The organism is Flavobacterium johnsoniae UW101 (assembly GCF_000016645.1).
GTDB lineage: Bacteria > Bacteroidota > Bacteroidia > Flavobacteriales > Flavobacteriaceae > Flavobacterium > Flavobacterium johnsoniae.
Window position 1 is genome coordinate 5,605,054 of record NC_009441.1, and the last position, 17,515, is coordinate 5,622,568.

Annotated in this window: 15 protein-coding genes; 5 read left to right on the forward strand and 10 right to left on the reverse strand. The window is 35.2% G+C overall.

The annotated features are described in order from the left end of the window. Nucleotides 1-316 precede the first annotated feature (316 nt). Nucleotides 317-706, reverse strand: a complete 390-nt coding sequence (locus FJOH_RS27305) for a hypothetical protein (protein ID WP_235023040.1) — start codon at nt 704-706, stop codon at nt 317-319. Nucleotides 707-722: 16 nt separating this feature from the next. On the opposite strand from FJOH_RS27305, the gene FJOH_RS27310 reads away from it, so the two are divergent. Next, complete coding sequence (locus FJOH_RS27310; RefSeq protein WP_235023039.1) at nt 723-944, forward strand: hypothetical protein; 222 nt, start codon at nt 723-725, stop codon at nt 942-944. 96 nt (nt 945-1,040) lie between these two features. Here FJOH_RS27310 and moaA read toward each other — a convergent pair whose 3' ends face one another. The 9 genes from moaA to FJOH_RS23990 form a co-directional block, all read right to left on the reverse strand. After that, on the reverse strand, nt 1,041-2,048 hold the full coding sequence (gene moaA / locus FJOH_RS23950) for a GTP 3',8-cyclase MoaA (protein ID WP_012026601.1): 1,008 nt from the start codon (nt 2,046-2,048) through the stop codon (nt 1,041-1,043). Then, nucleotides 2,035-2,949 (reverse strand): bifunctional molybdenum cofactor biosynthesis protein MoaC/MoaB, encoded by a 915-nt coding sequence (moaCB, locus tag FJOH_RS23955; RefSeq protein WP_012026602.1) that lies wholly within the window; start codon nt 2,947-2,949, stop codon nt 2,035-2,037. The genes moaA and moaCB overlap by 14 nt, the downstream gene beginning before the upstream one ends. Beyond that, nucleotides 2,949-3,380 carry a molybdenum cofactor biosynthesis protein MoaE gene (locus tag FJOH_RS23960; RefSeq protein WP_012026603.1) on the reverse strand — a complete coding sequence of 144 codons (432 nt, stop codon included), beginning with the start codon at nt 3,378-3,380 and terminating at the stop codon, nt 2,949-2,951. Before FJOH_RS23960 ends, moaCB begins: the two co-directional genes overlap by 1 nt. 184 nt (nt 3,381-3,564) lie before the next feature. Continuing rightward, nucleotides 3,565-4,632 carry a HesA/MoeB/ThiF family protein gene (moeB, locus tag FJOH_RS23965; protein WP_012026604.1) on the reverse strand — a complete coding sequence of 356 codons (1,068 nt, stop codon included), beginning with the start codon at nt 4,630-4,632 and terminating at the stop codon, nt 3,565-3,567. A gap of 5 nt (nt 4,633-4,637) precedes the next feature. Continuing rightward, a complete protein-coding gene (locus tag FJOH_RS23970; RefSeq protein WP_012026605.1) occupies nt 4,638-4,877 on the reverse strand; it encodes a MoaD/ThiS family protein in 240 nt (79 codons plus the stop codon). A gap of 2 nt (nt 4,878-4,879) precedes the next feature. Then, entirely contained in the window at nt 4,880-5,668 is a 789-nt protein-coding gene (cobA, locus tag FJOH_RS23975) for a uroporphyrinogen-III C-methyltransferase (protein WP_012026606.1), read from the reverse strand. A gap of 5 nt (nt 5,669-5,673) precedes the next feature. Further along, complete coding sequence (locus FJOH_RS23980; protein WP_012026607.1) at nt 5,674-6,246, reverse strand: molybdenum cofactor guanylyltransferase; 573 nt, start codon at nt 6,244-6,246, stop codon at nt 5,674-5,676. A 258-nt stretch (nt 6,247-6,504) separates the two neighbouring features. Beyond that, on the reverse strand, nt 6,505-7,251 hold the full coding sequence (locus tag FJOH_RS23985; protein WP_012026608.1) for a sulfite exporter TauE/SafE family protein: 747 nt from the start codon (nt 7,249-7,251) through the stop codon (nt 6,505-6,507). 133 nt (nt 7,252-7,384) lie between these two features. After that, a complete protein-coding gene (locus tag FJOH_RS23990) occupies nt 7,385-8,557 on the reverse strand; it encodes a molybdopterin molybdotransferase MoeA (RefSeq protein WP_012026609.1) in 1,173 nt (390 codons plus the stop codon). Nucleotides 8,558-9,489: 932 nt separating this feature from the next. Here FJOH_RS23990 and FJOH_RS23995 point away from each other — a divergent pair. The 4 genes from FJOH_RS23995 to FJOH_RS24010 all read left to right on the forward strand — a co-directional run bounded on the left by FJOH_RS23995 (nt 9,490) and on the right by FJOH_RS24010 (nt 17,451). Then, nucleotides 9,490-12,615 (forward strand): SusC/RagA family TonB-linked outer membrane protein, encoded by a 3,126-nt coding sequence (locus FJOH_RS23995; protein WP_012026610.1) that lies wholly within the window; start codon nt 9,490-9,492, stop codon nt 12,613-12,615. A 15-nt stretch (nt 12,616-12,630) separates the two neighbouring features. Then, entirely contained in the window at nt 12,631-14,103 is a 1,473-nt protein-coding gene (locus FJOH_RS24000; RefSeq protein ID WP_012026611.1) for a RagB/SusD family nutrient uptake outer membrane protein, read from the forward strand. Nucleotides 14,104-14,134: 31 nt separating this feature from the next. After that, nucleotides 14,135-16,057, forward strand: a complete 1,923-nt coding sequence (locus tag FJOH_RS24005; RefSeq protein ID WP_012026612.1) for an arylsulfatase — start codon at nt 14,135-14,137, stop codon at nt 16,055-16,057. Nucleotides 16,058-16,380: 323 nt separating this feature from the next. Next, nucleotides 16,381-17,451 (forward strand): sterol desaturase family protein, encoded by a 1,071-nt coding sequence (locus FJOH_RS24010; RefSeq protein ID WP_012026613.1) that lies wholly within the window; start codon nt 16,381-16,383, stop codon nt 17,449-17,451. The last annotated feature ends 64 nt before the right edge of the window (nt 17,452-17,515 follow it).

Sequence of the window (17,515 nt, forward strand, 5' to 3'; positions counted from 1 at the left end):
GCTGTCCGCTGTATCTTTTATCCGCCGCGGCGCGATAAAAGGATGCCGCTTCCATCAGGGCTAGGGCGCCTGTTTTCAAAAGAACTTATCAGCAAAACTCTTATTATACAGCAAATTCTTCTATTTTTTCATGTAGAATTGTTAAGAAATTCAGCTTTAAAATTTTAGAAAAAAAACTAACTTTTTAACAATCAGATATTTAATTCATAAAAATATCGAAAAACTTAACATTAGAAAGCTTGTTTTATAATTATCTTTACTTAACCAAAAATTAACAATTTGGTTACATTGCTATTAATACACTCATTTAAAGCACTTAATATATGGAAAACAAACCCGAAGAAATTACTCCTGAGAAAACTGATTCTCCAGCTGCAGAAAATGTAAAACCTGCCGCAGAAGAAACAAAAACTGCACCAGCTGCACCAGCTAAAACAACTGCTGCCAAAGCAGCTCCAGCTAAAACGACAACGGCAGCAAAACCAGCCGCTGCAAAATCTACTGCAACAAAAGCACCTGCTAAACCAGCAGCAAAAACAACTGCTCCTGCTGCAACGGTAAAAACAGCAGTACGCAGAACACCTGCAAAAAAAGTTACTGCACCTGTGGTTAAACCTGCAGTTATAGAACCAATAACTGAAATTAAAGAAGAAAACGCAGCAAAAAATACTTCAACTGAAGAAACAGCTGAAGATAAATCTAACAATAAAAAAGCTAAAAAGGTGAAAGACAAAGAAAAGGAAAAAGAGAAAAAGAAAGCTGCAAAGAAAAAAGATAAGGCTAAAAAAGATAAAAAGAAGGAGAAAGCTAAAAAAGCAAAATTAAAAGCGGCCGCTAAGAAAAAAGAAAAAGCTAAAAAAGCAAAAGATAAAGCGAAAGCTAAAAAAATTGCAAAAAAGAAAGCAAAGTCTAAAAAAAAGGCAAAAGCTAAAAAGAAAAAATAATATATAAAAAAAGCTCAACTTAAAGTTGAGCTTTTTTTATTTAATAATTAATAATTCATAATTCATAATTAATAATTAATAATTAATAATTAACTTTTATCCTCCAATCGCAATCATACTTCGATTGTCTGAATGAAGCACAGGATCATTAATCTCATTAATGCCGGACATTCCGGCGCGAACTCTCTTTTTATTTTGAATAGATTCCGAAATCAAATTTTCAATGGATTCACCATTTCTAAAAGGAGTTAATAAATCAGTTTCAGAATTGGAGAAAAGGCAGTTTTTTATTTTTCCGTCAGCTGTCAAACGGATTCTATTGCAACTGTCACAAAAAGGATTTGTGATAGAACTTATGATTCCGAAATCGCCTTGAAAACCTTTTATTTTATAATTTCTTGAAGTGAAGTTTTTTTCGTCTTCTAGTTTTTGAATTTCTTCTAATGAAAATTGCGTTTCAACTAACGATAAAATTTCGTTCTGTGATACCATTTTGCTTCTGTCCCATTCGTTTCCTGCAAAAGGCATAAATTCTATAAATCGAACGGAAATAGGCAGAAACTGAGTCAGTTTTACAAAATCTACAATTTCATTATCGTTAAACCCTTTTATCAAAACCACATTTACTTTTACCTGAAAATCGTTATTCAAAAGCAAATGCAGATTATCAATCACTTTCTCAAACTGATTTCTAAGCGTTATTGAAGCAAATTTAGAAGAAACCAAAGTATCTAAACTCAGATTGATTTTTTTGACATTAAACTGCTTTAAAACGTCTATATGGCGGTCAATTAAAATTCCGTTTGTCGTTACAGAGAGAGAAACATCTAATACTGCTAATTTAGAAACAATTTCAGGAAAGTCTTTTCTCAATAAAGGTTCACCGCCTGTTAATCGTATTTTGTCAACACCATTTTGTGCGAAAGTCTGGGCGATACCAAAAATCTCGTCAGCCGTCATTAAGCTGGCTTTTGGAGAAAGCACAATTCCATCAGCCGGCATGCAGTACGTACAACGCAGATTGCATTTTTCCAGCAGGGAAATGCGCAGATAATTGTGTCTGCGCCCAAAACCGTCCGTCAAAATTGTGTTAGAGGCTGTCATGGTTTTTACCTTTTAAAATATGAAAAACGTGCATTACATGTGGAAACACAGCGTCCATCGATTCTCTTACTCCGTTTGTTGAGCCTGGCAAAGCCAAAACCAGACTTTTACCCAACGTTCCTGCAACGCTTCTGGAAAGCATTGCATACGGCATTCTCTGTTGTCCGTAACTGCGAATAGCTTCTTCAATTCCCGGAATTCTGCTTTCTAAAATTGGCGATAAAGCTTCCGGCGTTACATCTCTTGGTGATAAACCAGTTCCGCCTGTAAAAATTACCAGCTGATGTTCTTTGGCGAAAGCCTTAGTTTTTTCCTGAATGATTTCCAATTCGTCTGGAATAATTTCATAATGTGAAGTTTCAACTCCGTATGAATCTAATTTTTCTACAATTGTTTTTCCGGAACGATCTTCTTTATCGCCTGCAAAAATCGAATCAGAACAAACAAAAACTGCAGCTTTTATAACATTAGGAAATTTATTTTTGAAAGACGATTTTCCGCCTTCTTTATTAATCAATTTAATGGTCGAAATTTCGATTTCTTTGTCAATAGGTTTTAGCATATCGTACATGGTAAGCGCTACGATTGATGCACCATGCATCGCCTCGACCTCAACTCCGGTTTTATAAACCGTTTTTACATTAAAAATAATCTGGATTTCTAAACCTTCAATTTTATATTCAACCGATGTAAATTCAATTGGAATTGGATGGCAGTCCGGAATAGACAAATGTGTATTTTTTACAGCAAACAATCCTGCTGTTTTTGCCATTTCCAACACATTGCCTTTGGGCACTAAATTATTTACAACAGCATCAATTGTTTCCTGTTTGCTGACTTTTACAATTGCCGTTGCCGCTGCTTTTCTTAATGTGCTTATTTTATGCGTAATATCTACCATTAACTATTTTGTTTCCAGGTGAATGTATCGTTTTCAAACATTTCTTTCCCAAAAATAGGAACATCGGTTTTAATCCAGTTTACAATGGCTTCTGTCGCTTCATAAACTTGTTTGCGGCGTGCTGCCGAAACAAAAACAAACAAGCAGATTTCGCCTGCTTTTACAACGCCCAGACTGTGGTAAATGTGCATGCAGGTTAAATCAAATTTGGCAAAAGCTTTTTCACGAATGGCGTATAATGCTTCATTCGCCATATCAGTATAAGCGGAATAATCAATCGCCACGACTGTATTGTCATGAATTACATCGGCACGAACTTGTCCTAAAAAAATATTGTGTGCTCCAATCGTATGTTTGGATTGGTGTTTCGCAATCGACTCGGCTATAAATTCAGGAGAAATAGGTCCTTCTACAAATACATTTTTACTCATTTTTTATGTTTTTTTTGCCACTCCCGATAGCTATCGGGATATATGGATTATAAGGATTTTTTCTTTTGCCACGAATTACACGAATTTTCACTAATTATATTTTATAGCAACGAAAGTTAACCTCAATATTGTCATTTCTCCTTCGTCGAAATGACAAACTAGACGAACATTTTAAAATCTGTAGCTATATTTTTATTTCTTGTAATAATTGTTTCATTGCTAAAGCCCCTCCAGCAATACTTTTTACATTTTTAAATTGATGCTTTTGAAGCAATTCTACTGCGATTTTACTTCTTATTCCAGATTGGCAGAAAATATAAATCGTTTGGTTTTTATTCAATTTTTCGATTTCTTTTTCTAAATGCATTAACGGAATCTGGAATTGATTTTGCAAAGTAATTTTTGGCGATTCATCAATATTTCTAACATCAAGAAAAAGCACCTCATCTTGGTTTATTTCATCTAAAACAGATTCGAATCTTACTTCTTCAACTTCCCATTTATTGTATTTTTCTTCGAATGTTTCTCTGCTTATGGGTTGAAAATCACTTTTATCAAAATCATATTTTTGCTGTTCGTTATTCAAAACATTATAGACTAATATTTTACCGCTCAAAACTTCTCCAATTCCGAGAATCATTTTTAAAACTTCATTGGCCTGGAACATTCCAATAATTCCAACTGAAACTCCAATTACGCCTGCATCTTCACAATTTAAAGCATTCGAGTTTTCATCTGGATACAAACATCTGTACGTTGGTCCGTTTTCATAATTGAAAACCGAAACCTGTCCCTGAAATCTAAAAATCGATCCGTAAACCATTGGTTTATTCGTTACTAAGCAAGCATCGTTTATGAGATATTTTATCGAAATACTATCAGTTGCATCGACAACAATATCATATTTTTCGAATAAACTAAGAACATTTTTTCCTGATAATTTCTCCGAAATGGCTTTTACTTTTACCAGCGGATTCAATTCAGAAATCATTTGTTTGGCTTCTTTTGCTTTAGATTTTCCAACTGCCGAACTTTTGTAAATTACCTGACGGTGTAGGTTTGAAATCTCAATAACATCATCATCAACAATTCCAATTTCTCCTACTCCAGCTGCAGCTAAATACGGCAGAATTGCTGCGCCCAAACCTCCGGCGCCAATAACCAAAACTTTAGCTTTTGCTAATTTGTCCTGCCCACCTTCCCCAATTTCAGGAAGAATCATTTGTCGGTTATATCGATTTGATGTTTCCATACTCTTTATCCTCCTGCAAACGGCGGTAATAAAGCAACAATATCACTTGTCTGTAAAGTGTAATCTGCTTTTTTTGAAATTATTTTTTGATTGACTGCCACGCTGAAAGTAAGTGAATCAAACTCATATTTTTCGTTTAAATTCTGCAATAATTTTTGCAGAGACAATTCTTCGGAAAAAGATAATTTTTCGAATTCGCATTTTGTTTTTTCGGCAACAGCTCCAAAATATTTAATCTCGATCATTTTTATAAATTTAAATTCTGGAAAATGAATTCGTCTTCAAAATGTTCCTGAAAATAGGAAATCCAGCTCGAAGTATTTCTCACTACTTCGCCAATCACAATAATAGCTGGCGATGATATATTTTTTTCAGCAACCAATTTAGTGATTGTATTGATCGTTCCAATCACTTTTTGTTCTGAATTTTTGGTTCCGTTTTGAATGATGGCGATTGGTAAATCTTCATTTCTGTTTTCCTGATAAATCGAAATGATTTCGTTCAACTTGTGCATGCCCATCAAAATAACTACCGTTGCAGCCGATTTTGAAGCTAACTGAACATCTTTTGATAATTTATGATCGGATGTTGTTCCTGTAATAACCCAAAAACTTTCGGCAACTTTGCGCTGTGTTAAACTAATTCCAACCGAAGCAGGAACTCCCAAAGCCGATGAAATCCCGGGAACAATAGCAGTTTCAATTCCGAAATCTTCTGCAAACTCGATTTCTTCGCTTCCTCTTCCAAAAACAAACGGATCTCCGCCTTTTAAGCGCACCACATGTCCGTAAGTTTTCGCCATCGAAACAATCAAATCGTTAATTTGATCTTGTGTGTATGCATGGCATCCTAATCGTTTTCCAACAAAAACAATTTCTGCATTTGATGCATATTCTAATAATTCTTCGTTGACTAAAGCGTCATACAAAACTACATCGGCACTTTTTAAAGCTTTTATAGCTTTCATTGTAATCAGCTCAACGTCGCCCGGACCTGCGCCAACAATTGTCAATTTTGGTGTTTTTAAGTTTTGCATAATCTTTAACTTAAATTGATATTCAGATCGTTTAATTCGTCGGCTGAATTAATATTGGTTAAATGAAAGTTTTCGCTTTCTTCTATATTTAAAATCTGATGCGGTACTTTTGCCAACAAATCCATCATTTTCAATTCATCAGCTTCAATTGCACTTTTGATAATCGGAAGAATTTTTTTTGAATAAATTCCAATTAATGGATGTGTTTTACTTTCTGAAGCAAAAACAGTAATACCGGCTTCTTCGGTATGTTTTGATATTAATTCCTGTAATAATTCGGTTGAAATTAACGGAATATCGCAGCTTAAAATCAGATTGAATTCGGTTTCAGAATGGGATAATGCGGTATAAATACCGCCTAATGGTCCTTTATCTAAAACCAGATCCGGGATTTTTTCATACGGCAGGTAATCGTATTCTTTTGATGCTGTAATTAATTTTATCTGCTCTGTAATAGGCAGAATTGCCTGAATTATATGTTCAATAAACGGTTTGTGCTGAAACAAAACCAATCCTTTTTCTGACTGCATTCTGGAGCTTTTTCCTCCGCAAAGAATAAATGTTGTTAGTGTTTCCATATCATTTTTTGTTTCAGGCTTTTTCTATTTATTCAGCCACAGATTTCACAGATTAAACAGATTATTTTTAAATGTTTTGTCTTATTTTTTGCCACGATCCAAGCGATAGTGAACAGGAAAAGCAATTACGCAGATTTTCATTAATTTTTTTTGACTTTTCGAATAAAAATTAGTGTAATTCGCTGCAATAAAAATCCTTTTTAATCTGTGAAATCTGTGGCAAAAAAACTTTACAACAGAAACTCAGATTTATATATTTCAAGGAAAAATCAATTTGATGCTTGCCATCAAAATCACAGTTCCTAAAACCATTTTTAATGTTCTGTTAGAGAAAGAGCCGCTTCCGTAAAATCCGCCAAGCATTCCTCCTAAAACAGCAATTGGAACAAGATAAAAACTTTCTATTGGGATTGTTTTTTCTCCCAAAAAGAAACCCAGCATTCCTGCAGTCGAATTCACAAAAATGAACAGACTTGAAATCGCTGCCGATTCTTTGACAGATGCCCATCCCAGAAATAATAAAATTGGACTTAGAATAATACCGCCGCCAATTCCCAGCATTCCTGATAATAATCCAATTGCAAAACCTATGGATAAAGCAAACGGCAGGTTTATTTTTACTTCTTCTTTTTCTTTAAAATTAAATACGCCAAATAATCTTAGTGCTGCAAAAACTAACACAATTCCTAATACGATTTTGTAAATTGCATTATCCAGTGTTATAAAACCTCCTATAAATGCCGCCGGAATTGACGCTATCGCAAACGGATAAAAGAGCTTGGGCTTGAAATAATTTTTACGATAATAAAATATGAACGAAATACTCGAAACAAACAAATTCAATAATAGAGCCGATGGTTTCATGATCGAAACCGGAAATGCAAATATGCTCATCAAAGCCAAATATCCTGAAGCTCCGCCGTGCCCAACACTTGAATATAAAAATGCAATTATGATTAAGGCAAAACTGAATAAAAATATATTTTCGGAACTTAGGAGACTCATTTTTTTTGTTTAATGGTTTATTTGGTTAACTGTTTAATCGTTTTTCTTGCTTTATGTTTTTATTTATATACCGTTTTGCATCATCTTTTTCAAAAATCTATTCTCTTTATTCCTGACTCTATTTTCTTAAAATCTAATCAATTGGCAGTAAAGTCACTAATTGTCCTTTTTTGTATTCTTCTATATTTTGAGGAACTATTAATAAACTATTGGCTGCTGCAAATGTATTCAGCATAGCTGAGCTTTGACTGCCTAAGACAGTTACATTAGTTTCGTCGTATTTTGCTTTTAGAAATAATGTTTTCCCAGTATCATTTTTAATATCTGAATTTAACTTTCGAACTAATTTTGTTTTATGAATTTCAGAAAATCCTATTCTGTTTTTTATAGCCGGCAGTACATAAATGTAAAAATTAGTCAGCGATGAAGCCGGATTTCCCGGAAGGGCAAAAACCAAAGTTTCATCTTTTGCACCAAAGAACATTGGTTTTCCCGGTTTTTGATTGATTTTATAAAAAAGTTCTTTTACTTCGTTTTGTAATAAAGCTTCTTTTACAAAATCATAATCTCCAACAGAAATACCGCCGGAAATAAGAACAATATCGTATTTTTTTAAAATGCTTTTTAAGGCTTTTCTTGTCGCTTTTAGATTATCCTTTACGTGATAAACTTTTGTTTTTTGAATTCCGATAGTCTGAAGTGCAGCTTCGAGCATAATTGAATTACTTTCGAAAATCTTTCCTTTTTTTAGTTTCTTTCCCGGTTGTACTAATTCGTTTCCTGTTACCAAAATGGCGACTTTAGGTTTTTTATAAACCTCAACTTCTGTAATTCCTAATCCAGCCAAAAAACCTATTGCAGCGGGAGTAAGCAGTGTCCCTGCTTCAAAAACAACATCATTTTTTGCAATTTGTTCTCCTTTTGGGCGAACGTTTGAAAATTTTTCCGGCATTGCAGCAATCAAAATTGAATTTTTGTTTGCCATTACGTTTTCCTGCATTACAACTGTATCTGCATCATCCGGAACAAAAGCACCGGTAAAAATTCGGATTGCTTCTGTATTTTTTATTTTTATATTATTGTGATCTCCTGCCTGAGATGTTCCAATTATATCATATTGGTGTCGAATACTATGGGTAAAAGCGTATCCATCCATAGCCGACTGGCGAAATGGAGGCATATTAATTGACGAAATTACTTTCTCTGCCAGAACATATCCTAAAGCTTTATGTATTGAAATCTGCTTTGTGGACATTTTAGTGCTATTCGCTTCAACTAATTCTATGGCTTTACTAACTTCTATCATTTTATTCGAGTGAAAAAAACTAAGTATAAATACTTATCGCAAATATAAGTATTTATTCGTAGGATGGTTAAAAAAATTAAATTTTATTTTATGCTGTATAAAATTACTCTAATTTATTCAAAATCAACTTTCAAAATGAATCTAGTTTTTATCATAAATTACATTTCAAGTCTAAAAATACCTTTTTATTTCTCTTTTGAGCTTCATTGTGGATATTTAAAACGGTATTAAACAAGTAAAAACAAGTAAAAAATACTACAATTTAAGGAGCGAGTTGTATTTTTTTTTAACATTTTAAAAAACTGTAAAACAGCTTACAAACCCTTGTAAATAAAAGCTTCAAGCAAAAATTACTTTTAAAATTTTCTTTTAAAACACTCCCCTTTTCAAAAAAAAGCAAACATTTTTTTGGTTTTTATTATATTAAAATTAACTTTGTCTATAGGATTAGTAGAGTTTGTGAATAAATATTTGAAACCAAAAAAACTATATTGTGAAAACAACCGAAAGCATATCGTATTATATTCTTCCTAAAAAATATACTTATAACACTTTTTGTTATATGTGCTTCTGTTGTTAATTACCAACACTATCCATTCGTTTTATAAAGATTGATACAAAATCTAAAAAACGAAATCTCAATTTCACCACCTGATTATTTTTACTGAATTACAAATATCTAATTGATGCTTAAACTGCAGCAAAAGATTTTGAATATATCTGTGTTTTAAAAAGAAAAAAATTAACCAACTAAAAAAACTAAAATGAAAACAATGCAAAGCTGCTGCTGTAAATAAAAAGAAAAGCCATTTCTGCGGCAACAGAAATGGCGGGGCTTAAAGAACATTTATCACTAAATCAAGGAAACAGTTAGAGGGTTGAAAATTCAACGCTCAGGGCGCCTTGTTAATTATTTAAACCATTACAAAGAAATGAAAAAAAATATAAACCTCATTTTATGGGTTACAATTTTGTTAACATCCCTGCAATTTCAGGCACAAAATACAACACCGCTTATTCAATCTAAACTCGACGGAACTGTAGTCGATGACATTACAAATCAGCCTATTATAGGCGCATCAGTAAATATTAAAGGTACAACACACGGCGTGCAGACAGATACTGAAGGAAAATTTTATTTTCAGACGGGTCAGAAATTTCCTTACACCTTAATCATTAGTTATATTGGATATAAAAAACTCGAAATTGTAGTTGAAAAAAATCCGGTTATTATTCATCTAAAAGAAGAAAGACAAGAGTTAGATGAATTAGTAGTTGTAGGTTACGGAACTCAAAAAAGAAAAGATATTACTGGTTCGGTAGCTTCAGTGCCAAAAGCCAACTTATCTCAAGTAACCTCATCGGCAGATAATTTACTTCGCGGTGCGGTATCTGGTGTGGTAGTTACACAAAGTTCAGGCCGTCCGGGCGCATCTTCGAGCGTGCGTATTCGCGGCGGGAACTCTATTACAGCAGGTAATGAACCTTTATATGTTGTAGACGGAATTTTAATTTACAATGATAACAACAATAGTTCTGCCGGAGTTTCTAATGCCGGAGCGAGTTTAAATGTTATGTCGACAATAAATCCTGGTGACATTGAATCTATTGAAGTTTTAAAAGATGCTTCGGCAACGGCAATTTACGGTTCCCGCGGTGCAAATGGTGTGGTAATTATTACTACCAAAAAAGGAACAAAAGGTCAGGACAATATTTCGTATCAGGGATATTTTGGAGTGCAGAATATTTCTAAAAAACTTCATATAATGAATGCCAGTCAATGGGCAAGTTTAAGAAACGATGTTCAGGCAAGCATTGGTCAGGCACCTTCGTTTACTGATGCTCAAATCGAAGCTTTTAAAAATTCCGGAAGCTACGACTGGCAGTCGGCGGCGTTTAGAAAAGCAACTCCGGTACAAAACCATCAATTGTCATTTTCAGGCGGTGACGAAAGATCCAGATACTCCATTTCTGCGGGATATTTTGATCAGGAAGGAATTGTTTTAGCATCAGATTTTAAAAGAATTTCACTTAGAGCCAATTACGAAAAAAATTATTCTCAGAATTTCAAATTTGGCGTAAATGCTAACTACAGCAATTCTGTATCAAATGGCGTGGGAACAAACAGCAGCGGCGGAAGAAATCCAAACCCGTTAGTAAGTGTTTTACTAACTGCTCCGGTTGTTCCTATCAGAAATCCAGACGGAAGTTATAACGTAACCAACAATCCGTATGCGACATCTGTAAATGGTTTTGTTCCAAATCCGATTAATGATTTAGAAAACACAATAAACGAAACCAAAATCAACAGAATCTTAACGAGCTTATTTGGCGAATACAAAATCACTAAAAAACTGACGGCAAAAGTAGCGGTAAGCGGTGATGTTATCAGTACAAAACAAAATTATTATGCTCCGTCAAATACTTCAAATGGTGCCGGAACAAAAGGTCTGGCTTCTATTGGAGATCGATTAGTGAGTTCTGTATTAAATGAAAACACATTGAATTACAACACCAACTTTGGCGAAAATCATAAATTTTCTGCTTTAGGAGGTTATACATTACAATATACCAAAGGTGAAGTCGTAACAGCAGGATCCAATACGTTTGTAAACGATGCCAATACTTATAATGCTCTGCAGGATGGTGTAGCTGTAAAACCATACAGCGATGCTTTTGAAAGTGTACTGAAATCATGGCTGGCAAGAGTCAATTATTCATATAGAGGAAAATATAATTTTACACTTTCTGCACGTGCCGATGGTTCTTCAAGATTTGGTTCAGAATCCCGCTGGGGTTATTTCCCATCTGCAGGTTTCTCCTGGAATATTACCGATGAAGAATTTGCTAATAACATAAAAGGCGTAACCGAAGCTAAACTTAGAATTACAGCCGGAACAACAGGAAACCAGGAAATTGGAAATTACCTTGCCCTGGCTCAAATGGGATCTGTAAATTATTCTTTTGGAGGCACTTTATACACAGGACTTGCTCCTACCCGACTGGCTAATCCGGATTTAAAATGGGAAAAAACAGATCAGTATAACGTTGGTTTAGATTTATCATTATTAGACCGAAAAATCAATTTTGTTTTTGATGTGTATTACAAAAAAACAAATGATTTATTAATCAGTGTTCCTGTGCCTTTAACTTCTGGATATGCAACTGTACTTCAAAATATTGGCGGTGTAGAAAATAAAGGTATCGAGATTGGTTTAAATACAGAAAACCTAAAAACAGAAAAATTCTCATGGAATTCTAACATTGTTTTTTCTGCAAATAGAAACAAAGTTACTTCTATTGGTAACGGTGTAGATCAGTTCTTTCCTGTTGTACCAAATGGTTCATTATTACAGCAGCAGCCTGTAACGGTAAAAGTAGGTCTGCCGTTGGGAACTTTCTGGGGATACAAAACAAACGGAATTTTCCAGACGCAGGAAGAAGTGAATACGCAGCCAAAAATCAACAGTTTGGCCAATACAAAAGTTGGAGACAGAAAATATGTTGATACAAATGGAGACGGTGTAATTACGGCTCTTGATAAAGGAGATTTAGGTTCGTCTCAGCCAAAATTTGTGGGCAGTTTCAGTAACACGATTTCGTATAATGATTTTGATTTGAATTTCTCTTTTCAGGGATCTTACGGCGGCAAAATCTTCAATGCTTTAAATCAACAGTTAGAAATTTCAACTCTTGGAACTAATGCTAATGTGACTCTTGAAGACCGCTGGACGCCGACAAACCCAAGCAACGAAATTCCGAGAGCGACAAGTTCACCGCTTGGAATTGTTTCTGAGCGTTATGTAGAAGATGCTTCTTTCTTACGCTTAAAATTAATCACACTAGGGTACACTTTACCAAAAAGCGCCTCTAAAAAACTGGGAGCGAAAAGTGTTAAATTCTATGTATCGGCAGAAAATTTAGTGACCTGGACAAAATATACAGGCTATGATCCTGAGGTAAGTTCATACGAACAAAACAACTTATATCCGGGAATTGATTTTGGTTCTTATCCAAACGCAAAAACATTCATCTCGGGCCTGAACGTAACTTTCTAAGTAAAAAAATATAAAATGAAAAAGAGTATTATAACATTCCTTTTTAGTGCCGGTTTATTAGTATCGTGCACGGACCTTGAGGTAACACCAACCTCATTTGTTACCGAAGATCAATACTTCGTAACCCAAGACGATGCCGTTGCAAGTGTAACTGCCGTATATGCTTCATTAAGCCTTGATCCGGGTGAGCAGAGTTTATTTGGAAGAAACCTATATTTTTTAACTGATATGGGTTCTGATTATGCTGCTGCCGGAGTTTCGGCAACAAACCCGCAGGTTAGAGCAATGAGCAGTTTAACTCATGATGCCACTAACGACCGTGTTCAGGTAGCGTGGAGACAAATTTATGCAGGAATCAACAGAGCCAATGTTTCTATTGATAATATCCCAAAAGTATCAGGATCTGAAGTCGTTAAGACAAGATTAATCAACGAAGCCAAATTTATTAGAGGTCTTCTTTATTTTCAGGCTGTTCGTATTTGGGGAGGCGTGCCAATTGTTCTGCATGAGCCTACTACTATCGAGCTTGAAAGTTTAAAAACAAAAAGAAGAACTGTAGACGAAGTGTATGCCCAAATTATTTCTGACTTAACAGCCGCAGAAGCACTGCCTGCCACATATACTGCTGCAGATGCAGGACGCGCAACATCTGGTGCGGCAAAAGCAATTTTAGCAAAAGTTTATCTGACAAGAAAAGACTGGCCTAATGCAATTTTAAAATCGAGAGAAGTAATTAATGGAGGTTACGGATATGCATTATTCGAAAACTTTCAGGACATTTTTACTAAAACAAAAAAGAACGGAAAAGAACATATTTTCTCTGTTCAGTTTGAGCCGAATCAGGCCGGAAACGGATCAAGCGGCAGTACGTTTCAGGCGACTTCTTTTACAGGTTTTACAGCAACAGAACCGGCAGATATTATTTCGGATGTAGCTTTGTTTTATGACATTTATGCTCCCGGAGATACCCGCAGAGATGTAAGTTATGCTAAACAGCTGTTGAACCCAACAACCGGAACATTGTATACTTTTCCTAAACCAATTTTTAAAAAATATCTGGATTTAACCAATTTGGCGACACCAGGAAACGTAGCAATCAATTTCCCTATTATTCGTTATGCCGACATTTTATTGTCTTTGGCAGAAGCTATAAACGAACAAGGCACACCAACTCCTGAAGCTTTTGAACTTCTGAATCAGGTGCGAAGAAGAGCTTACGGAAAAGCCATTACAACACCAGACCCAACAGTAGATTTAGCAGGATTAGATCAGGCAGGTTTTAGGGCTGCCATTCAGGAAGAACGCAAAAAAGAATTCGTTCAGGAAGGACAGCGCTGGTTTGACTTAGTCCGTTGGGGAACTCTGGTTACCGAAGTGAAAAAAGTAACAGCTAAAAATTCGGTTTCAGAAAGAAACAACCTTTACCCTATTCCACAAAGTGAAAGAAATATTGATCCGGCAGGTTTACCGCAAAACCCTGGATATTAAACTTGAACCATAAACCAAAAAACTATTAAAGATGAAAAAAATTATGAATAACGCTGTAATTAAAAGCTCTAAAAAAGGGCTTTTAATTACTGCAATTCTGGTTGCACAACTAGGAATTGCACAAGAAAAAGAAGAATTTAAAGGTACAATTGGCAAAACACTGGCTGATTCTAAAGAATACTGGCCAGATCCGGTAAAAGCGCCAAAAGGCGCTCCAAACATTGTCTGGATATTATTGGATGATGTTGGATTTGGAGCTTCAAGCGCTTTTGGAGGTTTAATCAATACGCCTACTTTTGATAATCTGGCGAATAACGGTTTACGTTATACAAACTTTCACACTACAGCTATTTGCGCGCCAACACGTGCTGCATTATTAACCGGAAGAAATTCTGGAAGAGTTCACGTAAGCGGTTTTTCTCACACTGTTTTATCAGCAGGTTTTCCCGGCTGGGACGGAAGAATTCCTTCTGATAAAGGAACAATTGCCGAAATTTTACGCGACAATGGCTATAACACTTTTGCCGTTGGTAAATATGGTGTAACTCCTGATGAAGAAGCTACAGACGCAGGACCATTTGACAGATGGCCGACTGGAAAAGGTTTCGATCATTTTTACGGATTCCTGGGTTCGCAGACAGACCAATACAATCCTGATTTAGTGGAAGATCAGACTCATATTAAACCTGACGGACGTCATTTAAATGAATTGATTACAGACAAAGCCATCAGCTATATTAAAACACAGCAGAAAGCGGCGCCGGGAAAACCTTTCTTTTTATACTATGCACCGGGAGCTGTTCACGCACCTCATCAGGTAGCTGAAAAATGGAGCGACGCATACAAAGGTAAATTTGACGAAGGTTATGATGTGTACCGCGAAAAAGTTTTAGCGAATCAAAAGAAATTAGGAACTGTTCCGGCTAATGCTGTATTGCCAGAACGCAATCCGCTTATTACAGAATGGAAAAAATTAACTCCTGACCAAAAGAAAGTATATGCAAGATTCATGGAAGTTTACGCCGGATTCCTGACTTATACTGATTATGAAATTGGAAGAGTGGTTAATTATTTAAAAGAAACCAATCAGCTTGATAATACTCTGATTTTTGTGGCAATTGGAGATAATGGAGCCAGTAAAGAAGGAACTTTGCAGGGAACGATCAACCAGAGTTTATTTTCACAAGGAAAATCAGATGAAGAAAATCTTCAAAGCAACTTAAACAACATTGGCGAAATTGGAACTGCAAAAGGTCTTAATACCAACTATCCTTTAGGATGGGCACAGGCTACAAACGTTCCTTTCAAAAACTGGAAACAAGATGCACATTCTGAAGGAGGAACACGCAATCCGCTGATTGTATTTTATCCAAACGGAATTAAAGACAAAGGCGGTATCAGAAATCAATACAGCCACGTAACCGATTTACTGCCAACGACTTTAGATATTGCAGGAATTACTGCTCCGGAATATATCCGAAATATTAAACAAGATATTATTCAGGGCTCAACATTCAAAGCTTCATTGGATAATCCAAAAGCAGAATCTTTACACAAAGTTCAGTACTACTATATCTTTGGCAACAGAGCTATTTATAAAGACGGATGGAAAGCGGCAGCTGCACATTTACCAGATTCATTTGCCGTAAAACAATCATTAGGGAAAAATGAAAAACCTGCTGCAAGTAATTTTGATACTGATGTTTGGGAATTATACAACCTGAACGAAGATTTTAACGAACGTAACAATCTGGCTAAAAAGTATCCGGAAAAACTGGCTGAACTTCAAAAATTATTTGACGAACAGGCAAAAGAAAACAATGTTTATCCGTTAATTGACTGGCAGGACGTGTACAACAGAAGAATTCACAATACTGCTGCTGACAAAGGTAAAACATTACAGGATTTGGTAAAACAAGTAACCAAACCAGCTGATACAGGAAGCAGTAATTAATGTATTCTTAACCTGCAGAATTAAAAGTTCTGCGGGTTAAAAATTTCTGACTTTAAACAGAATTATAAAATAAATTGCAAAATTGGTAAAAGACACATTATAAACACTACTAATTCTATAGAAATACAATATTTTATTTACATTTATAATTACAAACAACTGATTTTCAATAAAAACAAAATAAAATTTATAAAATCATGAAACGAGTAGACTACGAAATTATAGGAAAGAAGATTGTAGTAGGAGCAATTTTATTTCTGGTTCCACTGGTAATTTTAGCCGGGGGTTTAGTATTAATTAATCAATTTTTAAAATAAGAAATCATGGCAATAGTTCAAAAAGAAAAATTAACAAGAGATTTAACGATCAGTTTTTTTATTTATTCACTGCCGGTAGCGGCAATTTACCTTTATTTTAAGTTAACGGGCGGAGCGGTAAGCGAATCGCATATTACACTGCCTTCGTTTTTAGAATTTGCAAAACCGGCATTCGAAAATATCCGCACCTGGGGATTAACCGTTTTCATGGTAGTTTTGGGAATTATAGAATTTGCGGCTGGTTTATATGATGATGAATGGACTGGTGAAGAACGTAAAATAGACATTGTTTGTTTCTTAGCTCCAAAATTGCTTTTACCGCCTGTAATTGCTTTTTTCAGTTTAACAGCCTTACCTTATTTATTGCCAGATGCAGCAAATGCATTATCATGGGTTCCGTTTTGGGGAGGCTTCTTCTTAATCGCAATTGCCGATGATTTAACGCAGTACTGGTACCACAGATTACACCATCAGGTTCCGTTTTTATGGCGTTTTCACAGAACGCACCATTCAGCTCCGTACATGGGAATGGCAATGGCATCCAGACAAAACTTTATTTATACAATTTTCTTTTCGCAGATTTATTTAACTGCAACCTTAACCTATTTAGGTTTAGGATTACCGGCTTTATTTGTTTTGGTAATTAAAAGTTTCATCACATTAGGAGCGCATTCTAGTATTGCCTGGGACAAACCATTTTACAAATACAAAGTTTTACATCCAATTGCATGGGTTTTAGAAAGATTGATTTCTACTCCGGCAACACACCACGCACATCACGCCGATACAAGCGGAGACGGTGTTGGTCATTTTAAAGGAAATTTTGGAAACATGTTTTTCATTTGGGACATGATTTTCGGAACCGGATTAATCACTCGTAAATTCCCGGAATCTTACGGAACAAAATCATACAAACAAGAAGAATGGTACGCACAATTTTTATGGCCGATATTCAAATCTAAAAAAGAAGGAAGTTCTCTTGCCGAAGGCGTATTGTCATTTCCGTTAAAAGCCAAACCAGTCGAAAATGCTGTTGAGCAGCCAGTTGAACAAACGCCGGTTTTAGAGCAGGCATAATCTTCAAAAAATTAAGTAAACATAAAGTACGGCAGTGTATTCAAAATTAACCTTGAATACGCTG